The sequence below is a fragment of the Streptomyces sp. NRRL S-340 genome (genome assembly GCF_000720185.1).
Lineage (GTDB): Bacteria > Actinomycetota > Actinomycetes > Streptomycetales > Streptomycetaceae > Streptomyces.
Map to the genome: position 1 here is coordinate 161,036 of NZ_JOIY01000009.1, position 26,261 is coordinate 187,296.

The following is a 26,261-nucleotide window of genomic DNA, read 5'->3' on the forward strand; positions in this document are numbered from 1 at the left end:
ATTCGATGGGAACGCTCGTGGCAGCGGACAGGGACTTCTGGACCGATGTGCTGACCGCCGGCGGGTTCACCGCCGTCCCGCGGTGGGCGCCGCGGCCCGTCGCCGGCGTGGCCGGGCACGAGGAGACGGTCCCGGCCCAGGTGGCCGAGGCGGTGCGCGCCCTGGCCGCCGAACTGGGCGTCCCGGTCAGCGCGGTGCTGCTGGCCGCCCACGCCAAGGTGCTGGCCGCGCTGTGCGGGGAGCCGGACGTGGTGACCGGGCACGCGGTGGGCGACGGTGACCCGCTCCCCTGCCGGCTGACGGTCGCGCCCCCCACCTGGCGCGGCGTGGTGCGCGCCGCCCGCCGCGTCGAGGCGGACCTGCTCACGCACCGCGGCTTCGCCGTGGGCGAGCTGCGCCGGGAGCTGGGACTGACGGAACCGGCGTACGAGGTGGTGTGCGACCCGGAGGGCTCCTGGGCCGCCGGGGCCTGGCAGGAGACCGGGCGCGGCGCGGACGGCGCCCTGCCCCCGGGCACCGTGCTGGCCGTGGGCTGGTCCGACCGGGAGGCGCGGATGACGCTGCGGCTGCGGTACCGCACCGACGTGCTGGACGCCTCGGCGGCGGCCCGGATCTGCGGCTACCACCTGGCCGCGCTCGCACTGATGGCCGCCGACGCGGACGCCGAGCACGCCCGGCAGAGCCTGCTGCCGGCCGAGGAGGTACGCGAGCAGCTCGAAGGGCTGGCCGGTCCGGAGCGCGCACTGCCCGACGCGCGGGCGCACGAGCTGTTCGAGCAGCGGGTACGGGAACGTCCCGACGCCGTGGCCGCGGTGCACGGGGACCGCTCGTGGACGTACGGCGAGCTGAACGCCCGCGCGAACCGGCTGGCGCGGGCGCTGGTGGCGCGGGGACTGGGCCCGGAGGACGTGGTGGCGGTGGTCACCGAACGCGATCTGGACTGGCTGGCGTCGGTGATCGCGGTGTTCAAGGCCGGCGGTGTCTACCTGCCGATCGAGCCGCACTTCCCGGCCGGGCGGATCGCGGCGACGCTGGCCCGGTCCGGCTGCCGGATCGCGCTGACCGAGCCGGGCAGCACCGCCACCCTGGACGAGGCCCTGGCCGGGCAGGCACCGGCCGTCGAGAAGCTGCTGGTGGAGGACGCGTACGCGGAGGACCACGCCGACGGCGACCTCGGTCTGGAGGTGGCGCCCGGCCGGCTGGCGTACATCTACTTCACCTCCGGCTCCACGGGCGAGCCGAAGGGCGCCATGTGCGAGCACGCCGGCATGCTCAACCACCTGTACGCCAAGATCGACGACCTGGGGATCGGCCCGGAGACGGTGGTGGCGCAGACGGCCCCGCAGTGCTTCGACATCTCGCTGTGGCAGTTGCTGGCCGCGCTGCTGGTGGGCGGGCGGACGCTGCTCGTGGAGCAGGACGCGGTCGTGGACGTGGAGCGGTTCGTCGACACGCTGGAACGCGGCGGGGCCGGGGTGGCGCAGGTCGTGCCCTCCTACCTGGAGGTGGTGGCCGCGTACCTGGAACGGCACCCGCGCGAACTGCCCGCACTGCGGTGTGTGTCGGTGACCGGTGAGGCGCTGAAACGGGAGCTGGTCCAGCGCTGGTTCGCGCTGAAGCCCGACGTCGCCCTGGTCAACGCCTACGGCCTGACCGAGACGTCGGACGACACCAACCACGAGGTCATGCGCGAGGTGCCGGACCGGGTGCTGCTGGGACGCCCGGTCAGCAATGTGCGGGTCCTGGTCGTCGACGAGAACCTGTCCCTGGTACCGCTGGGCGCGCCCGGCCTGATCGCGTTCTCGGGGGTGTGCGTGGGCCGCGGCTACGTCAACGATCCCGAGCGCACCCGGGAGGCGTACCGGCAGGACCCCTACCGGCCGGGCGAGCGGCTCTACCTCGCCGGAGACTGGGGGCGCTGGCACCCGGGCGGCAAGCTGGAGTTCCTGGGACGGCGGGACAGCCAGGTCAAGATCCGCGGGTTCCGCATCGAGATCGGGGAGATCGAGAACACGCTGCTGCGGGTGGACGGAGTGCGCGACGGCGCGGTCGTCGTCGCCGAACTCGCCGGGCGCAGCGCCCATCTGGTCGCCTTCTACACCGGCCGGCGCCTCGATGCCGAGGAACTGAGGCGGGCGCTGGGGGCCGCGCTGCCCGCCTACATGGTGCCGAGCGCCTTCCACTGGCAGGACGGCCTGCCGCTGACGGCCAACGGCAAGACCGACCGCAAGGCCCTGACCGCGCTGGCCGAGCGGACCGCGGAGCAGGACACGGCGGACGGCCGGGCGAAGGACGCCCCGCGCACCGCGACCGAGCGGCGGCTGGCGGACGCCTGGGCCGAACTGCTGGGGCTGCCCCGCGACGGCGTCGGCCGCGACGACCACTTCTTCGACCGCGGCGGCACCTCGCTGTCGGCGGTGAAACTGACCATCGCCCTGGACCGGGCGGTCTCCCTCAAGGACATCACCCGCCATCCGGTGCTCGCCGACCTCGCGGCGCTGCTCGACGGTGCTCGTGCGAGCCGTCCGGAGCTGCTGCAGCCGCTGTCGGCGCAGGGCCGGCCCGGCGCCTGCGCCCTGGTGTGCTTCCCGTACGCGGGCGGCAACGCGGTCAACTTCCGGCCGATGGCGGGCGCCCTGACGGGCAGCGGCCTCGCGGTGTACGCCGCCGAGCTGCCGGGACACGACCTGGCCGCCGCCGGCGAGGCCTTCGCCCCGCTGGAGCAGGTCGCCGAGCAGGCCGTGGCCGAGATCCTGGCGCGCGGTCTGACGCAGGTCATGCTGTGGGGGCACTCCTCCGGGGCCGCCCCGGCCGTCGAGACGGCACGGCGGCTGGAGGAGCGCGGGGTGCGGGTGGTGCGGGTGTTCCTGGGCGCGCAGTTGCCGGGGACGGCCGCCGAACGCACCGCCGCCGCCACGGAGCTGACGCGGTGCGGCAACGCGGAGATCGCCGCCCGGCTGAGCGCGGACAGCGGTTACACCGAGCTGGGCGAGCTGAACGCCGAGCACATCGGCGCGGCCTACCGGCACGACTGCGTGTCGGCGCACCGCTACTTCGCGGCCGCCCTGGAGAGCCCGCCTGCGGTGCGGCTCGCCGCACCGGTGACGGTGGTCGTCGCCGCCGACGACCCGCACACCACCGGGTACGGCGCACACCACCGGGACTGGAAATTCCTGGCCGAGCAGGTGGAGCTGCACGAACTCCCCGACGGCGGCCACTACTTCCCCCGCACCCGGCCGGACGGGGCGGCGCGGGCCGTTCTGGACGCCGCCGAACTGCTGGCGTCCTCCTGACCACGCCGGCCGGCGACCGACCGGCCGGCGACCACACCGCCCGACGAAAGGAACACCGAGATGTCGTTCTCGTCCCCGGCGTCACTGCTGGAGGTGGAGCTGCGACCGGACCGGCCGCCGGTCCTGCACGTCGAACCGCCGGCCGACGCGGCCGGCTGGGCGGCCCAGTACCGCGAGGCGGTGCGCGCGCAGGTCGCCGAGCACGGCGCGCTCCTGGTGCGCGGCCTGGGCCTCGGGGAGCAGGAACAGGTCCGGGCGGTCTTCACCGCGCTGGGCGGTGAACCGATGGCGGAGCGCGAGGCGTTCGCCGTCCGGCAGTCCTACGGCTCCGGGCTGTACTCCTCGACCGCCTGGCCGGACAACCAGCCGATGTGCATGCACCACGAACTGAGCTACGCGCAGCGGGTTCCCACGCTGATGCTGTTCGCGTGCCTCACCGCGCCCGCCCAGGGCGGTGCCACCGCGGTGGCGGACGCGGAACAGGTGCTCCGGGCGCTGCCCGCCGAGGTGACGGAGCGCTTCGAGCGCGAGGGCTGGCTGCTCACCCGCAGCTACAACGACGAGATCGGCGCCTCGCTGGCCGAGTCGTTCGGCACCGAGGACCGGGAGACCGTCGAGAACTACTGCCGCGCGCACGACATCGACTTCGAGTGGCGCGACGACGGGTCGCTGCGCACCCGGCAGCGCCGCAGCGCCGTCGTACGGCATCCGGTCACCGGCCGGCCCTGCTGGTTCAACCAGATCGCGTTCCTCAACGAGTGGACGCTGGCGCCCGAGGTGCGCGAGTACCTGGTGGACGAGTACGGCGAGGACGGGCTGCCGTTCAACACCCGCTACGGGGACGGCGGCCCGATCAGCGAGAAGGTCGTCCAGCAGATCAACGCCGTCTACGAGGAGCACACCCGGCGCGAGCCCTGGCAGGCCGGTGACCTGATGCTCGTCGACAACGTCCGCACCGCGCACAGCCGCGAGGCCTTCACCGGTGAGCGGCGGGTGCTGGTGGCCATGGCCGAGCCGCGGGTGCCGGCCGGTGGCACGCCCACCCCGGAAGGAGACCGGCGATGACCTCCGTGACGTCCCCCGTCACCGGCTCCCCCGCCTCCGGGGCGGCGCGCGTGCCGTCCTTCGCGGTGATCTCCGGTGCCCAGGTGCAGCAGGCGCTCCAGGGCCGCGAGAAGGAGATCGTGGACCTCGTGGAGGCCACGTACCGGCTGCACGGCGCCGGGCAGACGGTCAACCCGCCGTCGTACTTCCTGCGCTTCCCGGACCGGCCCACCTCCCGGATCATCGCGCTGCCCGCCTCGGTCGGCGGGCCGGCGGGGGTCGACGGACTGAAATGGATCTCCAGCTTCCCGGAGAACGTGGCGGCCGGGGTGCCCCGGGCCTCGGCGGTCCTGATCCTCAACGACCACGACACCGGCTACCCGTTCGCCTGCCTGGAGAGTTCCATCATCAGCGCCACCAGGACGGCGGCGTCGGCCGCGCTGGCCGCGGACCGGCTCTCCCGGACCCGGACACGGCCGGCCCGGATCGGCTTCTTCGGCACGGGTCTGATCGCCCGCTACATCCACACGTTCCTCGCCGGTACCGGCTGGAGTTTCGACTCGGTCGGCGTGTACGACGTGTCCGCCGACAGCGCGGCCGGCTTCTGCGGCTATCTGCGCCAGGCGGCCGGTGCCGCGGAACAGGCCGGGCAGGGCGGGCGAAACGATTCTGCGGATCAGGCCGGGCGGATCACCGTGCACGACAGTCCCGAGGAGCTGATCCGCTCCAGCGACCTGGTCGTGTTCGCGACCGTCGCGGGCGAACCGCACGTCACCGACCCGTCCTGGTTCGACCACCGCCCGGTGGTGCTGCACGTGTCGCTGCGCGACCTCGACCCGCGGATCCTGCTCGGCTCGGCGAACTTCGTCGACGACGTCGAGCACTGCCTGAAGGCCGGCACCTCACCGCACCTGGCCGAACAGCTCACCGGCGGTCGGGACTTCCTGGACGGCACGCTCGACGACGTGCTGACCGGCCGGGTGGAACCGCCGGCCGACCGGACCGTGATCTTCTCCCCGTTCGGCCTCGGGGTCCTCGACCTCGCCGTCGGCAGTTACGTCCACGCCGAGGTGGCCCGGGCCGGGAACCTCCACGTCGTCGACGACTTCTTCCACGAGCTGCGCCGGTACGGCTGAACGTCCGTCCCCCGGCCCCCGGCATCAGGAGGTTAGCGTGCCCGTCATCTCCGCTCCCCACGCCTTCAACGAAGGCCGGCTCTACGTCGACCTCCGGCCGATCTTCGGACGCTCGCTCTACCTGAAGTGCGAGGGTTTCAACTTCGCGGGTTCGATCAAGCTGAAGGCCGCGGTCGAGATGGTGGAGGCCGCGGAGCGGGACGGGCTGCTGGGCGAGGACTCGGTGCTGATCGAGTCCTCGTCCGGCAACCTCGGCGTCGCGCTCAGCATGATCGCCGCCAGCAAGGGCTACCGGTTCCTGTGCGTCACCGACTCCCGCTGCAACCTGTCCACGCGGCTGCTGATGGAGGCGCTGGGCAGCGAGGTCCACGTCATCGCCGACCTCGACGCCAACGGCGGCTTCCTCGGCGCCCGGATCGACTACGTCCGGGCGCTGTGCGCCTCCGACGAGCGGTACGTGTGGCTCAGCCAGTACACCAACCCGGGCAACTGGGGTGCTCACTACCGGCGGACGGCGCCGGAGATCGCCGCGCAGTTCCCGCGCCTGGACGTGCTGTTCGTGGGGGCGGGCACCACGGGCACCCTGATGGGGTGCGCGCGCTACTTCCGCGAGTGGCACCGGCCGGTACGGATCGTGGCGGTGGACACCGTCGGTTCGGTGGCCTTCGGCGGCAAGCCCGGCCGCCGGATGATCCCCGGCCTCGGCATGAGCATGCGCCCGCCGCTCCTCGACGAGTCCTACGTCGACGAGGTGATCCGGGTGGAGGAGGCGGACACGATCCGCGCCTGCCACCGGCTGGCCCGGCGCGGTTTCCTCTTCGGCGGCTCGACCGGCACGGTGGTCAGCGGCGCCATGGCGTGGCTCGCCGAGCACGACGAGCGCGACCTGACCGCAGTGGCCATCGCCCCCGACCTCGGCGAACGCTATCTCGACACGATCTACCAGTCGACCTGGCTGGAGGACCTCTACGGCGGCCAGGTCCTCGACCCGAAGGGCGGCGTCCCGGCCACCCCCCGCAACGCCGAACCGGTGCCCCGGACCCCGGACGGCCGCCCCGAACCGTAGAAGCGTCCGGCCGCCGGCCGTCGGCCGCGGGCACGCCGGCTCCGGTCCCCGCGCCACTTCCGCCTGACGGGGTGGCGGCACGGGGCGGGACGGGGCACGGTTCGGTCCGGCGGGCCCGGGCCGGACTGTGCATGGGCTGCCGCCAGGCTCCGGTCGCGCCACGGGGCGGGGCCTGTGCGGCGCTCGTTCCACGGGCCGGGTCACGGGCGGCGGCCCGGCCTGCGACCTGGGGCCGGCGGCCGTGGCGCCGGTGGACACGGGGACGAGCCCCCTGCCCCTGCACCCGTGCCCACCCGGAAGCCGGAGCCGGGGCCGATCCGCGCCGCCCCGGCCGAGTCACGGTCGTCGGGCACACCTCGCCTCCGGCCGCCCGCGCCCCGGTGGCGGGCCGGGGCCGTCCGCCGGGACGCTCAGGTGTCAGTGGCCGGCCGGCGGACCTGCACCAGGCCCGATTCGTAGGCCGCGATGACCGCCTGCGCCCGGTCGCGTACGCCGAGTTTGTCGAAGATGCTGGTGATGTAGTTCTTCACGGTGGAGACGCTGATCTCCAGGGTCCGCGCGATCTCGTTGTTGTCCAGGCCGGTGGCCAAGAGCCGCCACACCTCGGCCTCACGCGGCGTGAGGTCGGCGGCGGCCCGGCAAGCGGCGTCCGGACGGCCGCCGGCCGCTGCCGGCCGGGTCCTGACGTACGCGGAGATCAGCCGGGTCAGCAGGCGCGGGGCGACGACGGCCTCCCCCGCCCGGACGGTGCGGATCGCGGCGACCAGTTCCTCGGGGGAGCTGTCCTTGGGCAGGAAGCCGCACGCACCGGCGCGCAGCGCGGCGACCACGTACTCGTCCATGTCGAAGGTGCTCAGTGCGAGCACCCGGCACCCGGGCAGGTCACGGGCGAGCCGCTCGGTGGCGGCCACCCCGTCCAGGACCGGCATGCGGATGTCCATCACCACGACGTCGGGGCGGTGCTCGGCGGCGAGCGTGAGGGCCTGTTCCCCGTTCTCCGCCTCGGCGACCACGGTGACCGACGGCTCGGGGCCGAGGATCAGGGCCAGTCCGCGCCGGACGAGCGGCTGGTCGTCCGCGATGAGCACGCGGATCGGTCCGTCGGCCCCGGTCGCAGTCCCGGTCACAGCCCCGCTCACCCCTTCGCTCGCGCCTTCGGGCACCGTCATCGCTCCTCGTCCTCGCCGCCCCGCGGTTCCGCCGGCAGACTCGCCGCCACCCTGAACCCGCCCCCGGGCAGCGGGCCGGCCTCCAGCGTGCCCCCGTGCAGGGCGACGCGTTCGCGCATGCCGATCAGGCCGTATCCGCTGCCGCGGCCCGCCGGGGCGGACGGCTCGGCGTCGTCGGGTCCCGGGTCGGTGACGGACACCGTCACCCCCTGCGGCCGCCGGTCCAGACGGACCTCCACCGCCACCCCGGGGCCGGCGTGCTTGCGGGCGTTGGTCAGCGCCTCCTGGACGATCCGGTACAGGGTGAGGCCGACCACCGGGGGCAGCCGCCGGGGCTCGCCGTCGAGGACGAGCCGGACGGGCTGGCCGGCCTGCCGTGCCTCCTCGACCAGGCGGTCGAGGTCCTCCAGGCCGGGCTGCGGTGCCTCCGGGACGCCGCAGCGGTCGGCCGCCGTGTCGTCGCCGGCGCGCAGGACGTCGAGGAGCTGCCGCATCTCGCGCAGCGCCAGCCGTCCCGACTCCTCCAGGGTGACCAGGGCCTCGCGGGCGACGCCGGCATCGTGGTCGAGGTTGGCGCGGGCACCGCCGGCCATCAGCTGCATGGTGGTGATGCGGTGGGCGACGACGTCGTGCAGCTCCCGGGCGATCCGCCTGCGCTCCTCGGCCACCGCGCGGTCGGCGAGGAGCCGGCGCCTGACCTCCGCCTCCTGCTGCCGGCGGTTGATGAACAGGGCGCCGGCGACGATGAGCCCGGCGGCCAGGCAGGCGCTGACCACGTTCAGGAGACCGGGCGGTGAGGTGAGGTCCGGGGTGAGCAGGGAGACGCCGACCGCTCCGGCCGTCACGGCCGCCGTCGCCCAGGGACGTGCGGCCCGTACGGCCGAGTACAGGGCGATCGCCAGGGCGGCGCCGAAATGCTGGTCCATCCGTACCGTCAGGTTCAGCAGCGCGCCGAACGCCAGGACGACGGTCATCACGGTCAGCGGGAAGCGCCGCCGGACCAGCAGGGGCAGCGCGGACACGACCAGCAGCAGCGCTCCGGCGGTCGACACGGGCACGCCTGTGAACTGCGGGAACGCCGTGTAGCCGATGAGGTCCACGACGGCCGCGCCGACGGCGGTCAGGGCGTCGTTGCGGGTCCACGGCAGGGCCTCGTCACCGGTCCACGGCAAGGCGCGGCGTACACGTACGCCTTGACGCACGCGCCGCGCGCGTGTGTCCTGCCGCCCGCGCGTGCCCCGCTCCGCCGGGGTCACGGCACCGCGCCACGCCGGGGCGTCGGCAGGCGACGACGGCGCGGTGCTGCGACGCGTCGCCATGGTGTTCCTCTCTCCGCTGATCCGGCCGGCCCCGCGGGCCCCGGCGCTTGCTGCCGCCATTGTCGCAGGAGGCGATGCCCCGGCCCTCCCTCCTGGGACCGAGAGCGGACCAGGACCACGGTCCCGGTCCGCCGCGCCTGCGGCCCCTGGGGCCCCCGCCGCTTTTCATCCCGCGCCCCGACGATCCACGCCCGTCCCGCTGGTTCGCTGGAAAGGTACTGACCGAGATCACTTCGAACGGAGCCGCTGTGATACGCGCCCTGACCGGATTCTCCACGCGAAATCCATGGAAGGTCATCACCCTCTGGGTACTGCTGGGAATCGGTCTCACCATCATGGGCCAGGCATTGATGTTCCGCGTGACGGAGAGCCAGCTCGGCGACTTCCTGCCGAAGTCGTACGACTCGGCGGCGGCGCTGAAGATCGCCGAGGACAAGTTCGGCATCGAGCCGGACGCCAACTCCGTGACGATGCTGGTGGAACGGGCCGACGGCAAGCCGCTCGCCGTGGCCGACCAGCGGCGCGCGGAGGCTGTCGCGGCCGGGCTCGGCCGGCAGCGGGTCACGATGCCGAAGACCGAGGACACCCCGGATTTCCTGGCGAAGGACTATTCCCAGACACCGAAGACCGGACCGGGCACGGTCGCCCCTCACCGCACTTTCGTCCTGTTCCCCGTCGGACTCTCCGGTAATTCCACCGACCCCGGTCTGCAGAACGTCTTCAAGGAATTCCGGAAGACCGCGTCCGACGCCTACGCGCGAAACGGACTGCGCACCGGGTTCACCGGCGGCCTGGCCGACACCGTCGACAGCGAGGAGGCGGAGAAGACCACCAGCACGGTGGCGGGTCTGCTCACCGTCGGTCTGATCGTGCTGCTGAACGTGCTGGTGTTCCGCAGCGTCATGGCGGCTCTGCTGCCGCTCCTGGCGGTCAGCCTCATCGGCGGAGCCGCCGCGGGAGCCGTGGTCGGCACCGCGCTGCTCACCGGGATCCGGCTGGACCCCTCCACCCCGTCGCTCATCAGCGTCGTGCTGCTCGGCATCGGGATCGACTACTTCCTGTTCCTGCTGTTCCGCTTCCGTGAGCGACTGCGCGCGCGTCCGGAATGCGACGCCCGTGAGATCGCCGGTGAGGTGACCGGGCGCGTGGGCTCCGCGATCACCTCGGCCGCCCTCACCATCGTCGCCGCCTTCGCCACCCTCGGCATCGCCAGTTTCGGGCAGTTCCGGGTGCTCGGCCCGGCCATCGCGGTCTCCGTGCTCGTGATGCTGCTGGCCAGTCTCACCTTCATGCCGGCCCTGCTGGCAGTGGCCGGACGCAAGATGTTCTGGCCCTCCCGCGCCCTGAAGCGGGCGCCGCGCGAGGGGACGGCCGGCCGGTTCGCGAACGCGGTCGCCCGGCGGCCCCTGGCCGTGGCCCTCGGCTCCGTCGCCGTGCTGGGTGTGCTGGCCGCCGGGACCCTCGGCATGAAGATGGACTACGGCACGGGCGGCGGCACCGGCGGAACCCCGGCCGCGGCCACGGCGGCGAAGATCTCCCGTGCCCTGCCGGCCGGCGTCTCCGACCCGGCCGGTGTCTACCTCACGTCCAAGGACGGCGGCGCCCTCGACCGGCACGACGTCGACGGCCTGGCGCGGGCGCTCAGCCGTACGGAGGGCGTCGGCCAGGTGGCCCCGGCCGTCTTCGACAAGGCGGGCGACGCCGCCCGGATCGACCTCTACCTGACCGCGGACGCGCAGAGCCAGAAGGCGCGCGACCTGGTGTCCGGGCCGGTGCGGGCGACCGTCGCACGGCACACCCCGGCGGGCGGCGAAGCACACGTCGGCGGGACGGCGGCGATCTTCGCGGACATCTCCACGGCCGTCTCCGAGGACCTGGAGCTCGTCTTCCCGGTGGCCGCCGCGCTCATCGCGCTGATCCTGCTCGTCCTGCTGCGCAGCGTGGCGGCGCCCGCGGTGCTGATGCTCGCCGTCGGTCTCGGCTTCGCCGCCACGCTCGGCGCCTCCACCCTGGTCTTCCAGCACCTGCGGGGCGAGGCGGGCGTCAACTTCACCCTGCCGCTCGTGCTGTTCCTGTTCGTCGTCGCCCTGGGCACGGACTACAACATCCTGATGAGCGACCGTATCCGGGAGGAGATGGCGCGCCCGGGGCCCGCCCGCCCGGCCGTGGCCCGCGCCGTACGGCACACGGCACCGGCCGTGGCCACCGCCGGTCTGGTCCTGGCCGGCTCCTTCGGCAGCCTCTCGGTCAACCCCGCCCCCGCCACCCAGCAGATCGGTTTCGCCACGGCCCTCGGCATCCTGTTGTCGGCGTTCGTCCTGTCGACCGCGCTGGTTCCGGCGCTCGCCGCGCTGCTCGGCCGTGCCCTGTGGTGGCCGGTCCGGCCGCGCCGCGCCGCACGGCCGCAGGCACCGTACGGGCCGCCCGGACACCGCGACGCGGCCCCGGGGACCGCCCCGGCCGCCCGGTACGACCGGAACGGCCCGCTCGACCCGGGCGACGGGGGCCACCCGGCGGACCGGACCGGCCGCGTCGGCACGCACCCCAGGGACTGACTGAGCCCGGGGGCGGCGGGAGGAGGCGGAGCGGATGCCCGGCAGCGGGGTCAGGGCCGTTGGAGACGTGGATCACTTCGCCGTGAGGTGACGCGTACTGGACGACATACCGACTAGTCAGCATGATGGTCATGACCTGCTGCCGACCCGTTCCCAGGAGCACCGGATGAGCCCCGACCACCCGCCCGGACTCGATCTCGACCGGCTCGGCGGCCTGCTCGACCGCGAGCGGCCGGGCCTGGCCCGGGGCCCCCTGACGGGGCGGCTGATCGAGGGCGGACGGTCGAACCTGACGTACGCGGTCACCGACGGCACCACCCGGTGGGTCGTACGCCGGCCTCCGCTGGGCCACGTCCTGGCGACCGCGCACGACATGAAGCGCGAGCACCGCGTGATCAGCGCGCTGCACCCGACGCGCGTGCCGGTGCCCCGCACGGTGCTGCTGTGCGAGGACGAGGAGGTGCTGGGCGCGCCCTTCTACGTGATGGAGTTCGTCGAGGGCACCCCGTACCGGACCGCGCGGCAGCTCGCCGCGCTCGGCCCGGCGCGCACCCGCGAGGCGGTGCTGTCGCTCGTCGACACCCTCGTCGACCTGCACGCGGTGGATCCCGGCGAGGTGGGTCTCGCGGACTTCGGCCGACCGGAGGGCTTCCTCGACCGGCAACTGCGCCGCTGGGGCAAGCAGCTGGACGCCTCCCGCGACCGTGACCTGCCGGGGATCGACGAGCTGCACGCGTCCCTGGGGCGTACGCTGCCCGTCTCCCCCGCCCCCGCCGTGGTGCACGGCGACTACCGGCTGGACAACGCGCTGATCGGTCCTGACGACCGGATCCGCGCCGTCCTCGACTGGGAGATGTCCACCCTCGGCGACCCGCTCACCGACCTGGGCCTGCTGGTCATGTACTGCAGCCCGCTCGGCATGCCCGACTCGCCCGTGTCCACCACCGCCGAGGCGCCCGGGCACCCCTCGCCCGCCGAGCTGATCGAGCGGTACGCCGCGCGCTCGGGGCGCGACGTGTCCGCGGTCTCCTGGTACACGGCGTTCGCCTGGTTCAAGCTCGCCGTGATCCTGGAGGGCATCCACTACCGGTACACGCTCGGCCGGACGGTCGGCCGCGGTTTCGACCGCATCGGCGATCTGGTCCCCGTTTTCATCCAGCACGGCCTGACCACTTTGCACGAAGGCCTCCGGGAGGGCTGATCCGTCATGGACTTCGCGTTCGACGCGCGCACCGAGGAACTGCGCGCCAAACTGCTCGCCTTCATGGACGAGTACGTGTACCCGGCCGAGGAGACCGCGCACGAGCAGCGCGCCCGCCTCGCCTCGCCGTGGGAGAACCCCCCGGTGGTGGAGGAACTGAAGGCCGAGGCGCGCCGGCAGGGCCTGTGGAACCTGTTCCTCCCGGACGCCGAGCACGGTGCCGGTCTGACCAACCTCCAGTACGCGCCGCTCGCCGAGATCACGGGCCGTTCCCCGCAGCTGGCGCCCACGGCGACCAACTGCGCGGCGCCCGACACCGGCAACATGGAGGTGCTGGCCCAGTTCGGCGACGAGCGGCAGAAGAAGCAGTGGCTCCAGCCGCTGCTCGCCGGTGAGATCCGCTCGGCGTTCGCGATGACCGAGCCGGAGGTGGCCTCCTCGGACGCCACCAACATCACGACGCGCATCGAGCGGGCCACGGACGGTTCGGACGAGTACGTCATCACCGGCCGCAAGTGGTACATCTCCGGGGCCATGCACCCCGACTGCAGGATCTTCATCGTGATGGGCAAGACCGACCCGGACGGGGCGGACATCCGGCGCCAGCAGTCCATGGTGCTCGTGCCGCGCGACACGCCGGGTGTCACGGTCGAGCGGGCGATGCGGGTCTTCGGATACGAGGACCACTACCACGGCGGCCACGCCGAGGTGGTCTTCGACCACGCGCGCGTCCCGGTGTCGAACCTCATCGGTGAGGAGGGCGGCGGTTTCGCCATCGCCCAGGCCCGCCTCGGTCCGGGCCGCATCCACCACTGCATGCGGCTGATCGGCATGGCCGAGCGGGCGATCGAGCTGATGTGCCGGCGGGCGGTGTCCCGTACGGCGTTCGGCAAGGCGCTGGCGCAGCAGGGCGTGGTGCAGAACTGGATCGCGGACGCCCGGGTGCAGGTGGAGCAGCTGAGACTGCTGGTGCTGAAGACGGCCTGGCTGATGGACACGGTCGGCAACCGGGGCGCCCACACCGAGATCCAGGCCATCAAGATCGCCACCCCGCGCGCGGTGGTCGCCATCCTGGACCGGGCCATCCAGCTGTACGGCGCCGGCGGCGTCAGCCAGGACTTCCCCCTGGCCGAGCTGTACGCGGGCGCGCGCACGCTGATGCTCGCCGACGGCCCGGACGAGGTGCACCAGCGCTCACTCGCCCGCCGGGAGCTGAAGAAGTACCTGTGACCGGCTCGGCCACGACGGGGTGGTGAGGGGGTGTGCGGGGCGCGCGGTACCGGGCGCCCCTGATCCGGCGCCGGCCGGCCTCCGCCGCTCCGACGCGGGGCGCGCCTCGGTCCGTAGGGGGGCGCCCCAGAATCCCGTAGGGGGCGGCTCGCCGGTCCTCCTCGGGACGGCAGGTGGTCCCGCTGGGGCCTGTCGGGAGCGGCAGCCAGTCGACCGCCGGTGCGCGGCTGGCTCCGGGCGGTGCGGGACGTGGCGTGTTCCCGCGTGTTCCCACCCTGGCTCCGGTTTCCGCGGCGCCGGGTGGAGCCGCCGGCCCGCTCCGGGACGTCGCCCCCCAGGGCGCGCCCGACGCGCTCGGCGTGCTGAGGCACTCCAGGACGGTCGTGCACTACTCGGGCACCCCGGGGGGCCTCGGCAGGCCGCGCCCGACGGCGCCACGGCCGACTGGCCGCCGGCCTCAGGGCGGCGGCCAGTCGGCGTTTCTCATACGCGCAGCACGGTCAGCTGGTGACGCACGGCCGCGGTGACCCGGGGTTCGTCGTCGGTGGCGAGGAGGTCCAGGAGCGCTCCGCGGAGCACGGCCAGGGCCAGGGTGCGGCGGCTCGCGCCGTCCGCGCCGTCCCTCTCCGCCGGCGGCTGGCAGGACGCCAGCACCTCCAGCCAGTCGTCGACCGTGGCCCGGGCGAACCCGGCCCACGCTCCGTCGGGCTCGACGAGGGAACGGGCGTACGCCTCGGTCCACAGCCGCAGCAGCGGGCGGTGCCCGGCGGCGGCGAGCCACTCCCAGACCCGTTCGGCGGCGTCGGCCAGCCCCAGGGGCCGGCCCGCCCGTGTGAGGTGCTCCAGGAGCGCGAGTTCATCGGCGCGGGCACGCGCCAGCAGCGCCCGCACCAGACCCTCCTTGGTGCCGAACAGGAACAGCAGCACCCGGGGGCTGGAGCCGATGGCCGTGGCCAGCGGGCGCAGGGAGAGGCCGGCCAGGCCGTGGGCGAGCACGTACCGGTAGGCGGCTTCGAGCAGCTCGGTCTGCCGTGCGGAGGGGACTCCCGCTCGCTGGGACATGGAGCTAGCCTAGCGTTACTGAAACAGTCGTGTCAGTGCGGCGGGGCGGACAGCCGGACCATCGGGAGAACAAGCCATGTCACAGCAGGAGCACCGGCCACGGGTCACCGTGCGCCGCGCCGACCGTCCCGGCGACCTGGGCTGGGTGGTGATGGCGCACGGCGAGGAGTACGACCGGCAGTTCGGCTGGAACACCGAGTTCGAGGCGCTGGTCGCGGGGATCGTCGCGCGGTACGCGGCCGGCCACGACCCGGCCAGGGAGGCGGGCTGGATCGCCGAGGCGGACGGCGAACGCGTCGGGTGCGTCTTCCTGGTGGCCGGCGACACCCCGGCGGTGGCCAGGCTGCGCATCCTGCTCGTCACCCCGGCCGCCCGCGGTCTCGGCGTCGGCAGCCGTCTCGTCGAGACGTGTCTGGACTTCGCCCAGGAGGCCGGCTACGAACGGGTGACGCTGTGGACCAACGACGTGCTGGTCGCCGCGCGCAGGATCTACCGCGCCTTCGGGTTCGTCCTCGCCGAGGAGGAGCCGCACCACAGTTTCGGCCACGATCTGGTCGGCCAGAACTGGACCCTCGACCTCACCCGTCCCACCGCGCCCCCGGCGGCGGCCGTCGGACCGTGAGGCGCCGGGCCGCGGCAGGCGGCAGGCGGCAGGCGGCAGGCGGCAGGAAGACAGCAGTCAGGCGTCAGTCGCACCGCATCCCGCTGGACCGCGTCCGTGCTGGACCGGCCGCGGTTCACCTCCGCGAAGTGGCCGCCCGGCTGAGGCGCCCGCTCCCGGACGCCACCGGTGAAGCGGCCCGGCGCACACGGTAGGCTGGCCGGGCGGCGTCCGGGCGTGATCGGGTGTGCCGCGCGGCGGTGGGGCCCGCCGCACCCAACCGCGGCGACGACGCCGCCAACGGTCCCTGCTTGCGACACGCGTGCGCCCGAAGAAGCACCGGGCGCTGTCCGAGTAGGAGCACTGCCGTATGGGAGAGGCCCGACCCCAGGTGCTAGGCGAACCCGTCGACCCCGACGTCGAACTGCGCGGCCCCGCCAGGCGGCGCGAGCTGCTCGCCGGGCAGGGGCCTGTCGTAGCCGTCGTCTCGGTGGGCGGCGCCGTCGGAGCGGTGGCCCGCTACGGGGCCTCGCTGCTGTGGCCGACCGCCGCCGGCACGTTCCCCCTGACGACGTTCCTCGTCAACGTGATCGGCTGCGGCGTCATCGGCGTCTTCATGGTGGTCATCACCGACGTCTGGGCCGCCCACCGGCTGGTCCGTCCGTTCTTCGGCACCGGCGTCCTGGGCGGCTTCACCACCTTCTCCACGTACGCCGTGGACATCCAGAGGCTCGTCGGCCAGGGCCGCGCCACCACGGGCCTCGCCTACCTGGCCGCCACCCTGCTCGCGGCGCTGGCGGCCGTGTGGACCACGGCGAACCTGACCCGCCGCGTGATCGAGCGGAGGAAGCGATGACCCGGCTCACCGGCACCGCGCTACGGGTGACGATCTTCATCGGCGAGAACGACACCTGGCACCGCAGACCCCTCTACTCCGAGATCGTCCACCGTGCGCACCGGGCGGGCCTGGCCGGCGCCTCGGTCTTCCGCGGCATCGAGGGGTTCGGCGCGTCCTCGCTCATCCACACCACGCGACTGCTGTCGCTGAGCGAGGACCTGCCGGTGGCCATCGTCATCGTGGACACCGAGGACCGCGTCCGTGCCTTCCTCCCCCAGCTCGACGAACTGGTCACCGAGGGCCTGGTGGTCCTCGACGGCTGCGAGGTCATCAGGTACGTCGGACGGCACCGGGAGAACACGTGAGCTGGCTGCTCGTCGTCCTCGGCGCCATGGTCGGTGCGCCGCTGCGCTACCTCACCGACCGCGCGGTGCAGTCCAGGCACGACAGCGTCTTCCCCTGGGGCACCTTCACCGTCAACATGATCGGCTGTCTCGCCCTCGGTGTGATCACCGGCGCGGTCCTCGCGGGCGGCGCCTCCTCCGATGTCCAGCTGCTGCTGGGCACCGGCCTGTGCGGGGCGCTCACCACCTACTCGACCTTCTCCTACGAGACCCTGCGGCTGGCCGAGGAGGGCGCCCGCCTCTTCGCGGCGGCCAACGTGGTCGCCGGCGTCGTCGGCGGTCTCGGCGCGGCGTTCACGGGTGCGGCCGTCGCCCAGTCGATCTGGGGGTGACGGACAGGCACGGCAGGCGGAGCACGGCGCGGGCCGCGGCCGGGCTGGGCGCCCGGTTCGTCCGGATCGACCTCACCGACGACGTCTCCGCGGCCGCCGCCGGCGCCGAGCGCGGTCACCTGACGCGCCGGGCCGCCCGGCTCGATCCCCTCGGAGGCCGATGAGTGAGCGGGCCTGCTCCCGGGCGGTGTCCTGCGCCACCGGGTCACCGCGGGGCGGGCGACGCGAGTCGGTGCAGGCGCAGGGCGAGCTGGATCTCCAGGACGCGCGCGGGTGTCTGCCAGTCGCCGCCGAGCAGACGGCCGACGCGTTCCAGGCGCTGGCCCACGGTGTTGACATGGACGTGCAGCTCGTCCTTGGTGCGGGCCGGGCTCATGCCGCAGGCGAAGTACGCCTCCAGGGTGCGTATGAGGTCGGTGCCGCGCTGCTCGTCGTAGGCCGTGACACGGCCGATGGTGCGGTCCACGAACCCGGCGATGTCCCGCTCGCCGGCCAGGAGCAGGCCGAGGAAGCCGAAGTCCTCGGCGGCGGCGCCGTCCCCGGTGCGCCCGAGCAGCCGCAGCGCCTCCAGGCAGCGCCGCGCCTCCGCACAGGCGGCGGTGGCGGTGCCGGGCCGGGCGGCCAGGTCGGCGACGGGGGCGGAGGCGCCGACGGTGACCGCCTCGTGCACGGCGGCGCCCAGGTGGCGGGCGGTACGGCGGGCCAGTTCCGTCGCGGTGCGGCCGCGCCGGAGGGGGAGCAGCAGGACCGTACCGCCGTCGCGGGCGGCGGCCAGGCCCTGCCGGGTGGCGGCCAGGTGGGAGGCCGCCGACCACAGCCGACGCCGGGCGTCGGCCGCCTGGCCGGCGTCGGCGGCCGGGGCGTCGAGGCGGGCGGCGAGCACGACGTGGGTGGCGTCGAGGTCCGCGCGCAGCCGCGCGGCGCGCTCGCGCAGCAGGCGCGGGTCGCGGTCGCGGGCGTCCAGGAGGTCGTCGAGGAGTTCGCCGCGGACGCGCTGCTCGGCCTCCGCGGCCGAGCGTCTGGCCAGCAGCAGCAGTGAGGTGACCATCGCCGCGCGCTCGAGGGTGCGCTGGTCCACCGGGTCGAGGTGGCGGTGCCCGCGCAGCACGAGCGCGCCGAGGAGTTCGCCGCCGGCGGTGACGGCCGCCACCCAGTCGTCGCCGTGGCGCACGGCGTGTCCTTCGGCGCGGGAGGCCTCCAGTGGTCCGGCGGGCGCGGCGGCGGCCTCGGTGAACTCGACCGTGCCGGCGAGGACCTGGGAGACGGCGGCTGCCACGTCGTGGACCTGGCCTCCGCGCAGAACCAGTTCGGCGAGGCGGTCGTGGACGTCGGAGGCGCGCTCGATGACCGCGCTGCGGTCGCGGATGATCTCGTTGGCGTTTTCGAGCCGGGCCAGGGCCGTGCGGGTCTCGGTGAGCAGGTGGGCGCTGTCGATGGCGGCGGCGGCGAGGGCCGCGAAGGAGCCGAGCAGGGCGATCTGTTCGCGTTCGAACACCCGGGCCCGCCGGTCGGCCGCGAAGAGGACTCCGATGACCTGCGCCCCGAGCATGAGCGGCACGCCGAGGATGGCGACCAGCCCCTCGTCCCGCACGCCCTCGTCGATGGTGCCGGTGTGCTGGAAACGGGCGTCCTTGAAGTAGTCGTCGGTGACGTACGGCCGGGCCGTCTGCGCGACGAGGCCGCCCAGCCCCTCCCCCATGCCCAGGCGCAACTGCTGGAAGCGGGCCGCCACCGATCCCTCGGTGACCCGCATGTAGGTGTCGCCGCGCGCCGGGTCGTTCAGCGTGAGGTAGGCGACGTCGGTGCCGAGGAGGGAGCGGGCCCGCTGCACGATGGCGGACAGGACCGCGTCCAGGTCCCGCAGGCCCGCCAGGTCGTGGGCGGTCTCGAACAGCGCCGACAGCTCCGCCTCGCGGCGTCTGCGTCCCTCCAGTTCCGCGCGGACGCGCAGGGCGAGCAGCTTGGCGTGTTCGAGCGCGGCGATCCGCTCGGCGGGCCGGTTCTCGGCGCGGGCGAGCTGCACCGGCTGTTCGAAGGCGGCGGCGGGCGCGCCCCGGGCCAGCAGGTCGAGGAAGGGGGCTTCGGCACCGCCGTCCGGCGGGGCGCCACCGCTGCTGGGCGCCCCCGCGCCGGGGGCGGGGCGCCGGTCGGACTGCACGTGATCGCTGGGCATGCGGACAGGATTCCGTATCGGGGCGATGTCCGCCGAGCCCTGTGGAAAACTCCGCTGCGGCCGGCGGCGGCGCAGGTCAGTGGGCGGTCCAGCCGCCGTCGAGCACCAGCGAGGTGCCGGTGACGAAGGACGCGTGCGGACCGCAGAGGTACGCCACGGCCTCGGCCACCTCCTCCGGTTCGATCAGGCGCTTGAGGGCGCTGTCCTGCAGCAGCACCTCGGACAGGACCCGCTCCTCGGGGACGCCGTGGGCCCGCGCCTGGTCGGCGAGCTGCTTCTCGACGAGGGGGGTGCGGACGTAGGCGGGGCTGACGCAGTTGGAGGTGACGCCGTGCGGCGCGCCTTCGAGGGCGGTCGTCTTGGACAGGCCCTCCAGGCCGTGCTTGGCCGCCACGTACGCCGACTTGTAGGCGGAGGCCCGCAGCCCGTGCACCGAGGAGATGTTGACGATCCGGCCCCAGCCCTGCGCGTACATGTGCGGCAGGGCGCCGCGGATGAGCCGGAAGGGCGCTTCGAGCATCACGGTCAGTACCGTGTGGAAGACCTCGGGCGGGAACTCCTCGATGGGGCGTACCAGCTGGATCCCGGCGTTGTTGACGAGCACGTCGGTGCCGGCGGCCGCCCGCTCGGCGGCGTCCAGGTCGGTGAGGTCGAGGACCTGGGTCTCCAGGGTGCCGGCGAGGGAGCCGGAGCCTTCGGCGAGCGCGGCCAGGCCCGCCGCGTCCCGGTCGACCGCTCTGACCTCGGCTCCCGCCGCGGCCAGCCGGAGTGCGCAGGCGCGGCCGATGCCGCCGGCCGCGCCCGTGACGAGCGCGGTGCGGCCGGCGAGGTCGAGCGGGGAGCCTTGGTGTGCGGGGTGCGGGCTGGGCGAGGTCATGCCTCGACCATAGGCAGCGCCCGCACCGCACCCCATATGGGCACAACCCATACTTCAGTCAAGATCGGTAGGTTCGAACCACGTGGGGGCGTCGGACAGGGCCTGCTTGATCCGGAACAGCGCGAACTCGTTCAGGGCGGGCAGCGCGTCCACCGGGAACCATCCGACCTCCAGCGACTCGTCGTCGTTGACCCGCGCCTCGCCGCCCACGGCACGGCAGCGGAAGGTGATGTCCATGTACTGGCAGACGTCGCCGTTCGCGTAGGTGATGGGGTCCAGCGCCTGGACCAGGACCACTCGCTCGGTGACGCAGCGCACGGCGGTCTCCTCGTACACCTCCCGCACCGCGCAGGCGGCGGGCTGCTCACCGGGCTCGGGGATGCCGCCGATCACGGCCCACTTGCCGGTGTCGGAGCGGCGCCCCAGCAGGACTCTGCCCTCGTCGTCGAAGACGAGGGCGGTGACGCCGGGGAGCCACAGCAACTGGTTGCCCGCGGCGGCCCGGATCGTACGGATGAAGTCAGGAGTGGCCATGGAGCGACCCTAGCGGGCCGGGACCGCCGGTCGGCCGGTGGACAGCGGGTGTGCGGGAGCGTACGTGCGGCGTACGGTCACGCCGCCCGGACACGCCGGGCGCGCACGCCGGCGCCGATCGCCCAGCCCAGGCCTCCGGCCGCGACCAGCACGAGGGCGATCTCCGGCAGGACGCCCAGCTCGGTCGCGGGCGTACGCGAGGAGCGCAGCGGGACCTTCTGGACCAGGTGGCCCGGGACGAACATGCCGGTCCTCTGGGTGATGTGCCCGTCGGGCATGATGATCGCGCTGACGCCGCTGGTCACCGGAACGGTGACGGTGCGGCTGTGCTCGACCGCGCGGACGCGGGACATGGCCAGTTGCTGGTAGGTCATCTCGCTGCGGTCGAAGGTCGCGTTGTTGCTCGGCACGGAGATCATCTGCGCGCCGTGGGTGACGGTGTCGCGCACGGCCCAGTCGAAGGCGGCCTCGTAGCAGGTGGCCAGGCCGATCCGGGTGCCGGCGACGGCGAACACGCCGGGCTCGGTGCCCCGGCTGAAGTCCTGGCGGACCATAGAGGTCCAGTTCTCGTTGATCGCGCCGAGCAGCGAGCGCAGCGGAAGGTACTCGCCGAACGGCTGGATCTGCCGTTTGTCGTAGGTCTGCAGGGGCCCCTTGACCGGGTCCCACAGGATCTGTTCGTTCAGCAGTTCGCCGTCGCGCTCCACGACGCTGCCGACCGAGATCGGGGCGCCGACGGCCTTGGCCGCCTGGTCGATCACCATGCGCGCGTCGAGGTAGGCGAACGGATCGATGTCGGAGGAGTTCTCCGGCCAGAGCACGACGTCGGGCCGCGGAGCCCTGCCCGCCTTCACGTCCGCCGCCAGCCGCTCGGTCTCCCGCGCGTGGTAGTCGAGCACCGCGCGGCGCTGGGCGTTGAACTCCAGACCCGAGCGCGGCACGTTGCCCTGGATGACGGCGACGGTGACCGTACCGTTCTCCGCCTTGTCGCTCACCAGGGTGCGGGCGGCCGACGCGCCCGCGACCGGCAGGACCACGCTCAGCAGCGCGACGGCCGCGGCCGGGCGGCGCACCGTCCGGGTCCGCCGTCCCTCGGCCGCCAGGCGTACGGCCTCCTGGAGCCCGAAGCCGCACAGGACCACCGCGAAGCCGAGCACCGGCGTGCCGCCGACCGCGGCCAGCGGCAGGAACACACCGTCCGCCTGGCCGAAGGCGATCTTGCCCCAGGGGAACCCGTGGAAGGGCACGCGCGCGCGTGCCGCCTCACCGGCGATCCACAGGGCCGCCGCCCACACCGGCCAGGCGGGCAGCTTCGAGACCGCCGCGACGCCCACGCCCACCAGGGCCACGAAGAGCGCCTCCGCCGCGACCAGCGCCAGCCAGGGTCCGGGGCCGACCTCCACACCCGTCCACACCAGCAGCGGCAGCAGGAAACCGAGGCCGAAGAGGTAGCCCAGACCGAGCGCGGCCTTCCAGCCGCGGCCGCGCAGCACCCAGCCGAACCCGGCGAACGCCGGCAGGGCCAGCCACCACAGGGTGCGTGGCGGGAAGCTGACGTAGAGCAGGAGGCCGGACAGTGCCGCCACTGCGGCGGGCACGAGTCGCACGAGTCTCGCGGACCAGGGGGCGCGGGCGGACCGCGGGTGCAGCCGGTCCGACTCGTCGACGGAAGTTGCGGTGACGGTCACCCCGGGAGTGTACGGCGGCTGACCTGCCGCTCGACAGCGCGGTTCGCGGCCCGCAGACGCCAGGCGCGGACGGCAGGCGGACCGGCGCGATCCTGGCCCCGACGGCGGGCAGCAGCTCGTCGGCACCCTTCTCGGGCGCCCGGCGGCTGCCGCAGCGGCAGCCGGTGAGGCCAGTGCCGCGACCGCAACGTTTCACCGGCTCGCGACGCCCGGCACGGCACCACGCCGCGCCGTCGCATCACCCGAGTACCTCCGGTAGCGGGTCGTGCTCCGCCTGCGATGCTCCCCCACTGTCCCAAGGACGTGGGAGACGATGCCCCCGTCACCGGACGCCGCGAGCCACCCGGCAGACCTTCCCCGCAGACCTTCCCGGCCCCAGAACTAGGCGCGTCCCGGTGCCGGCGGACGCAGCCGGTCCCTGATCACGCGGACCGCCGACTCCGCGTTGTCGACGGTGATCGTGAACGTGTGGCCGTCCCACAGGCGCAGCACGACGCCCTCGCCGCGCCGGACGACCACCGCGGTCCCCTTCTCGGGGCGCCAGCGGTAGCCCCAGCCGCCCCAGTGGCGCGGAGTGACGTGCGGGGCGAACTCGGCGTCCGTGACGTGGGCCAGCGGGATGCGGCGGCGTGGCAGCCCGATGTGGCCGCAGCGCACCTCCAGGGACTCCTTGTCGACCTTCAGCGCGACGTGGACGAAGGCGAGGGTGCCGAAGAGGACCAGCAGCCCGGCCGCGATGCAGCCCACGACGGACATCACCAGCGCGGGGACACCGGAACTCCAGGCGGAGTCGACGGCCAGTTCGATACCGAGCGCGAGGCAGGCGGCGCCGACGAGCGCCAGCAGCCACTGGAACCGGTTGGTGGCCCGCCCCGTCCACACCTCGGGATGCGGGCCGTTCTCGACGCGGGAGTGGTCCCTCATGGCAATGAGGTTACTCAGGTTTCGTCGCGTGGGTAGCGCGTCGCACACGGGGAGTGTCCCGCGTCCGGGCTCCCGGGAACGCGGCGCCCCTCGCGCGGGCGGTCGTCAGCGGGCGGGCGAGACCGCTTCGAGGAGGCGGCCCTCCGCGTAGGCCAGGGCCGGCGCGGGCAGGGCGCCCTCCTCGCCGTTGAGCAGGACCGTCACCGTGCCCTCGGCCGACGCCCGGGGCTTTGGGCCGGCGCCGATCCGGCGCAGTGCCTGGGCCGCGACGGCGCCCGCCGAGCCGTGCAGGACCAGCGGCGGGTGTCCCGGCCGCTGTACGGCCGAACGGATGCGCTCGGCGACGAGTTCGTAATGGGTGCAGCCCAGGACGACGGTCGTGACGTTCTCGGGAGTCAGCGCGGCGGCGGCCGCGACGGCCTCGTCGATCGCCGCCTGGTCGGCGTGCTCGACGGCCTCGGCCAGTCCCCAGCAGGGCACCTCGGTGACCGGCACGCCGTCGGCGAAGTCGCGGATCAGGCCCCGCTGGTAGGGGCTGCCCGTGGTGGCGGGCGTCGCCCAGATGGCGACCGGGCCGCCGCCGGCGGCGGCGGGCTTGATGGCGGGGACGGTGCCGATGACCGGAACGTCGGGCTCCAGGCGGTCGCGCAGGGTCGTCAGCGCGTGCACGGTCGCGGTGTTGCAGCCGACGATCAGGGCGTCCGGCCCGTACGCGGCGGCGGCCTCGGCGACGGCGACGGCCCGCGCGGTGAGGTCCTGCGGGGTGCGGGGTCCCCAGGGCATCCCGGCGGGGTCGAGGGACAGCACGAGATCTGCGTCGGGCCGCAGGCGCCGTACCGCGGCGGTGGCCGCCAGCAGCCCGATCCCGGAGTCCATGAGCGCGATCTTCACCCGGCCACGATAGACGATCCCCTCGAACCGGCCGTCCGGGTGGGGCAGACTGCGGGGGTGAGCGTGATCATGTGGACCGCCGTCGGATCACTCGCCGCCTGGTTGTGGCTGCTGCTCGGCCAGGGGTTCTTCTGGCGTACGGACGTGAGACTGCCGCCGCGGACGGAGCCGGCGCCCGACGACTGGCCCGCCGTGTGCGTCGTGGTCCCCGCGCGGGACGAGGCCGCCGTCCTGGGCGAGAGTCTGCCCTCGCTGCTCGCGCAGGACTATCCGGGGCGCGCCGAGGTCTTCCTGATCGACGACGGCAGCTCGGACGGCACCGGTGAACTGGCCCGGGAACTGGCGCGGCGCGGTGGCGGGCTGCCGCTGACGGTGGACTCGCCGGGCGAGCCGCCGCAGGGGTGGACCGGCAAGCTGTGGGCCGTGCGGCACGGCATCGCCCTGGCACGCGCGCGTGCCCCCGAGTACCTGCTCCTGACGGACGCGGACATCGCGCACGCGCCGGACAGCCTGCGCCGGCTGGTGGCGGCGGCGCGCACCGGGGGGTTCGACGTCGTCTCGCAGATGGCGCGGCTGCGGGTGGAGAGCCTGTGGGAACGGCTCGTCGTCCCGGCGTTCGTCTACTTCTTCGCACAGTTGTACCCGTTCCGGTGGATCGGGCGGCGGGGCGGGCGGACGGCGGCGGCCGCGGGCGGCTGTGTGCTGCTGCGCGCCGAGGCGGCCGAGCGGGCACGGATCCCGGACGCGATCCGGCACGCGGTGATCGACGACGTGGCGCTCGCCCGGGCGGTGAAGGGCGGCGGCGGGCACATCTGGCTGGGGCTCGCCGAGCGGGTGGACAGCGTGCGTCCGTATCCGCGCCTGCACGACCTGTGGCGGATGGTCTCGCGCAGCGCGTACGCGCAGTTGCGGCACAACCCGCTGCTGCTGGCCGGGACGGTCGCCGGACTGGCGCTGGTGTACCTGGTGCCCCCGGTGGCGCTGGTGGCGGGACTCGCCGGGGGCGGTGCGGCGACGGCACTGGCGGGCGGCGCGGCGTGGCTGGTGATGGCGGCGACGTACGTGCCGATGGTGCGGTACTACCGCCAGCCGCTGTGGCTCGCTCCGCTGCTGCCGTTCACGGCGTTCCTGTACCTGCTGATGACGGTGGACTCGGCGGTGCAGCACCACCGGGGCCGCGGCGCGGCCTGGAAGGGCCGCACCTACACGCGTCCGGACGCCGTGCCCGAGGAGGGCTGAGAACGGCGCCGCAGGCTCACTTGCGGCCGGGTGTCCAGTTCATGCCCCACCCGTAGGCGTGGTCGACGGTGCGCTGGGGGCTCACCCCGCGCGCGGGGACCAGATAGCGGGCCTCCCGCTGGACGACGAGGTCGCCGCCGGTGTTGGTGATCAGGGCGAGTGCGCACACCGTGGACGGCACCGTGCACTCGTCCAGGGAGAAGTCGACCGCCGCTCCGTGCTGCGGCTGGAGGGTGACCGTGGCGTGCAGGTCGGCGAAGGAGCGGGCGCCCTCGTAGATGGTCACGAAGACGAGGATGCGCCGGAAGTCGTGGGTGTGGTCGAGGTTGACGGTGAGGTTCTCGCCACTGGCCACGGCGCCGGTGCGGTCGTCGCCGTCGAGGTGGATGTAGGGGGGCCGGTGCAGGGCCCCGAAGGCGTTGCCGAGGGCCTGGACGACGCCCTTGCGGCCGTCGGCGAGTTCGTACAGCGCGCACAGGTCGAGGTCGAGGTCGGCGTGGGTCGCGACGGCCCGGCCGCGTTTGCCTGCCCAGCCGGTGAACTGTCTGCGCACCTGCCAGTTGAGGTTCACGCGCATCGCGCCCGAGGTGCCGCCCTGCTTGGCCAGCGAGACGGAAGGGGCCGCCTTGGTGAGCGTGACCTTGGTGAGGCGGACGGGGGCAGGAGCTGTCTCTTATACACATCT

At 73.9% G+C, this 26,261-nt stretch carries 22 protein-coding genes and 1 pseudogene; 13 read left to right on the forward strand and 10 right to left on the reverse strand.

The window, feature by feature from the left end:
* Positions 1 to 5: 5 nt before the first annotated feature.
* Genes IG64_RS09390 through sbnA form a run of 4 tightly spaced genes read left to right on the forward strand, consistent with a single transcriptional unit; the run spans position 6 to position 6,539 of the window.
* Positions 6 to 3,293, forward strand: a complete 3,288-nt coding sequence (locus tag IG64_RS09390; RefSeq protein ID WP_037854046.1) for a non-ribosomal peptide synthetase — start codon at positions 6 to 8, stop codon at positions 3,291 to 3,293.
* 60 nt (positions 3,294 to 3,353) lie between these two features.
* Positions 3,354 to 4,358: a TauD/TfdA family dioxygenase gene (locus tag IG64_RS09395; protein ID WP_037854048.1), complete on the forward strand. Its 1,005-nt coding sequence runs from the start codon at positions 3,354 to 3,356 to the stop codon at positions 4,356 to 4,358.
* Positions 4,355 to 5,473, forward strand: coding sequence for a 2,3-diaminopropionate biosynthesis protein SbnB (gene sbnB, locus IG64_RS09400; protein WP_037854050.1), 1,119 nt, complete (start codon positions 4,355 to 4,357; stop codon positions 5,471 to 5,473). The genes IG64_RS09395 and sbnB overlap by 4 nt, the downstream gene beginning before the upstream one ends.
* A gap of 37 nt (positions 5,474 to 5,510) precedes the next feature.
* Positions 5,511 to 6,539 (forward strand): 2,3-diaminopropionate biosynthesis protein SbnA, encoded by a 1,029-nt coding sequence (sbnA, locus tag IG64_RS09405; RefSeq protein WP_037854051.1) that lies wholly within the window; start codon positions 5,511 to 5,513, stop codon positions 6,537 to 6,539.
* 410 nt (positions 6,540 to 6,949) lie between these two features.
* Here sbnA and IG64_RS09410 read toward each other — a convergent pair whose 3' ends face one another.
* A complete protein-coding gene (locus IG64_RS09410) occupies positions 6,950 to 7,708 on the reverse strand; it encodes a response regulator transcription factor (RefSeq protein WP_037854053.1) in 759 nt (252 codons plus the stop codon).
* The gene (locus IG64_RS09415; RefSeq protein WP_063758777.1) at positions 7,705 to 8,880 is read right to left on the reverse strand and encodes a sensor histidine kinase; all 1,176 of its coding nucleotides are present in this window, start codon (positions 8,878 to 8,880) and stop codon (positions 7,705 to 7,707) included. The genes IG64_RS09410 and IG64_RS09415 overlap by 4 nt, the downstream gene beginning before the upstream one ends.
* A 395-nt stretch (positions 8,881 to 9,275) precedes the next feature.
* On the opposite strand from IG64_RS09415, the gene IG64_RS09420 reads away from it, so the two are divergent.
* The 3 genes from IG64_RS09420 to IG64_RS09430 all read left to right on the forward strand — a co-directional run bounded on the left by IG64_RS09420 (position 9,276) and on the right by IG64_RS09430 (position 14,013).
* Complete coding sequence (locus tag IG64_RS09420) at positions 9,276 to 11,582, forward strand: MMPL family transporter (RefSeq protein WP_078883902.1); 2,307 nt, start codon at positions 9,276 to 9,278, stop codon at positions 11,580 to 11,582.
* 166 nt (positions 11,583 to 11,748) lie between these two features.
* Positions 11,749 to 12,783, forward strand: a complete 1,035-nt coding sequence (locus IG64_RS09425; RefSeq protein WP_037854054.1) for a phosphotransferase family protein — start codon at positions 11,749 to 11,751, stop codon at positions 12,781 to 12,783.
* A gap of 6 nt (positions 12,784 to 12,789) precedes the next feature.
* Positions 12,790 to 14,013, forward strand: a complete 1,224-nt coding sequence (locus IG64_RS09430) for an acyl-CoA dehydrogenase family protein (RefSeq protein WP_037854056.1) — start codon at positions 12,790 to 12,792, stop codon at positions 14,011 to 14,013.
* Positions 14,014 to 14,496: 483 nt separating this feature from the next.
* On the opposite strand, the gene IG64_RS09435 is transcribed toward IG64_RS09430, so the two are convergent.
* The gene (locus IG64_RS09435; protein ID WP_037854058.1) at positions 14,497 to 15,075 is read right to left on the reverse strand and encodes a TetR/AcrR family transcriptional regulator; all 579 of its coding nucleotides are present in this window, start codon (positions 15,073 to 15,075) and stop codon (positions 14,497 to 14,499) included.
* A gap of 76 nt (positions 15,076 to 15,151) precedes the next feature.
* On the opposite strand from IG64_RS09435, the gene IG64_RS09440 reads away from it, so the two are divergent.
* The 5 genes from IG64_RS09440 to IG64_RS41525 all read left to right on the forward strand — a co-directional run bounded on the left by IG64_RS09440 (position 15,152) and on the right by IG64_RS41525 (position 17,414).
* Entirely contained in the window at positions 15,152 to 15,697 is a 546-nt protein-coding gene (locus IG64_RS09440; protein ID WP_037854059.1) for a GNAT family N-acetyltransferase, read from the forward strand.
* A gap of 349 nt (positions 15,698 to 16,046) precedes the next feature.
* Positions 16,047 to 16,532 carry a fluoride efflux transporter CrcB gene (crcB, locus tag IG64_RS09445; RefSeq protein WP_037854061.1) on the forward strand — a complete coding sequence of 162 codons (486 nt, stop codon included), beginning with the start codon at positions 16,047 to 16,049 and terminating at the stop codon, positions 16,530 to 16,532.
* On the forward strand, positions 16,529 to 16,879 hold the full coding sequence (locus IG64_RS09450; protein WP_037854063.1) for a DUF190 domain-containing protein: 351 nt from the start codon (positions 16,529 to 16,531) through the stop codon (positions 16,877 to 16,879). The genes crcB (IG64_RS09445) and IG64_RS09450 overlap by 4 nt, the downstream gene beginning before the upstream one ends.
* Positions 16,876 to 17,250 carry a fluoride efflux transporter CrcB gene (crcB, locus tag IG64_RS09455; protein ID WP_037854065.1) on the forward strand — a complete coding sequence of 125 codons (375 nt, stop codon included), beginning with the start codon at positions 16,876 to 16,878 and terminating at the stop codon, positions 17,248 to 17,250. The genes IG64_RS09450 and crcB (IG64_RS09455) overlap by 4 nt, the downstream gene beginning before the upstream one ends.
* Complete coding sequence (locus IG64_RS41525) at positions 17,247 to 17,414, forward strand: hypothetical protein (RefSeq protein WP_199811549.1); 168 nt, start codon at positions 17,247 to 17,249, stop codon at positions 17,412 to 17,414. Before crcB (IG64_RS09455) ends, IG64_RS41525 begins: the two co-directional genes overlap by 4 nt.
* A 41-nt stretch (positions 17,415 to 17,455) precedes the next feature.
* Here IG64_RS41525 and IG64_RS09460 read toward each other — a convergent pair whose 3' ends face one another.
* The 6 genes from IG64_RS09460 to IG64_RS09485 all read right to left on the reverse strand — a co-directional run bounded on the left by IG64_RS09460 (position 17,456) and on the right by IG64_RS09485 (position 24,337).
* Positions 17,456 to 19,423 carry a helix-turn-helix domain-containing protein gene (locus tag IG64_RS09460; RefSeq protein ID WP_037854066.1) on the reverse strand — a complete coding sequence of 656 codons (1,968 nt, stop codon included), beginning with the start codon at positions 19,421 to 19,423 and terminating at the stop codon, positions 17,456 to 17,458.
* 76 nt (positions 19,424 to 19,499) lie between these two features.
* Complete coding sequence (locus IG64_RS09465; protein WP_037854067.1) at positions 19,500 to 20,300, reverse strand: 3-hydroxybutyrate dehydrogenase; 801 nt, start codon at positions 20,298 to 20,300, stop codon at positions 19,500 to 19,502.
* 54 nt (positions 20,301 to 20,354) lie between these two features.
* Positions 20,355 to 20,834 carry an NUDIX hydrolase gene (locus IG64_RS09470; RefSeq protein WP_037854068.1) on the reverse strand — a complete coding sequence of 160 codons (480 nt, stop codon included), beginning with the start codon at positions 20,832 to 20,834 and terminating at the stop codon, positions 20,355 to 20,357.
* 77 nt (positions 20,835 to 20,911) lie between these two features.
* The gene (lnt, locus tag IG64_RS09475) at positions 20,912 to 22,522 is read right to left on the reverse strand and encodes an apolipoprotein N-acyltransferase (protein ID WP_037854070.1); all 1,611 of its coding nucleotides are present in this window, start codon (positions 22,520 to 22,522) and stop codon (positions 20,912 to 20,914) included.
* Between the two features lie 381 nt (positions 22,523 to 22,903).
* Positions 22,904 to 23,446 carry a hypothetical protein gene (locus tag IG64_RS09480; protein WP_037854071.1) on the reverse strand — a complete coding sequence of 181 codons (543 nt, stop codon included), beginning with the start codon at positions 23,444 to 23,446 and terminating at the stop codon, positions 22,904 to 22,906.
* A gap of 105 nt (positions 23,447 to 23,551) precedes the next feature.
* A complete protein-coding gene (locus IG64_RS09485) occupies positions 23,552 to 24,337 on the reverse strand; it encodes a glutamate racemase (protein WP_037854073.1) in 786 nt (261 codons plus the stop codon).
* Between the two features lie 69 nt (positions 24,338 to 24,406).
* Between IG64_RS09485 and IG64_RS09490 the strand changes: the two genes are divergently transcribed.
* Positions 24,407 to 25,576 (forward strand): glycosyltransferase, encoded by a 1,170-nt coding sequence (locus tag IG64_RS09490; RefSeq protein WP_078883904.1) that lies wholly within the window; start codon positions 24,407 to 24,409, stop codon positions 25,574 to 25,576.
* Positions 25,577 to 25,592: 16 nt separating this feature from the next.
* Here the strand turns inward: IG64_RS09490 and IG64_RS09495 are convergent.
* Positions 25,593 to 26,243: pseudogene (locus tag IG64_RS09495) on the reverse strand (TerD family protein); the annotation flags it as partial.
* Positions 26,244 to 26,261: the final 18 nt, after the last annotated feature.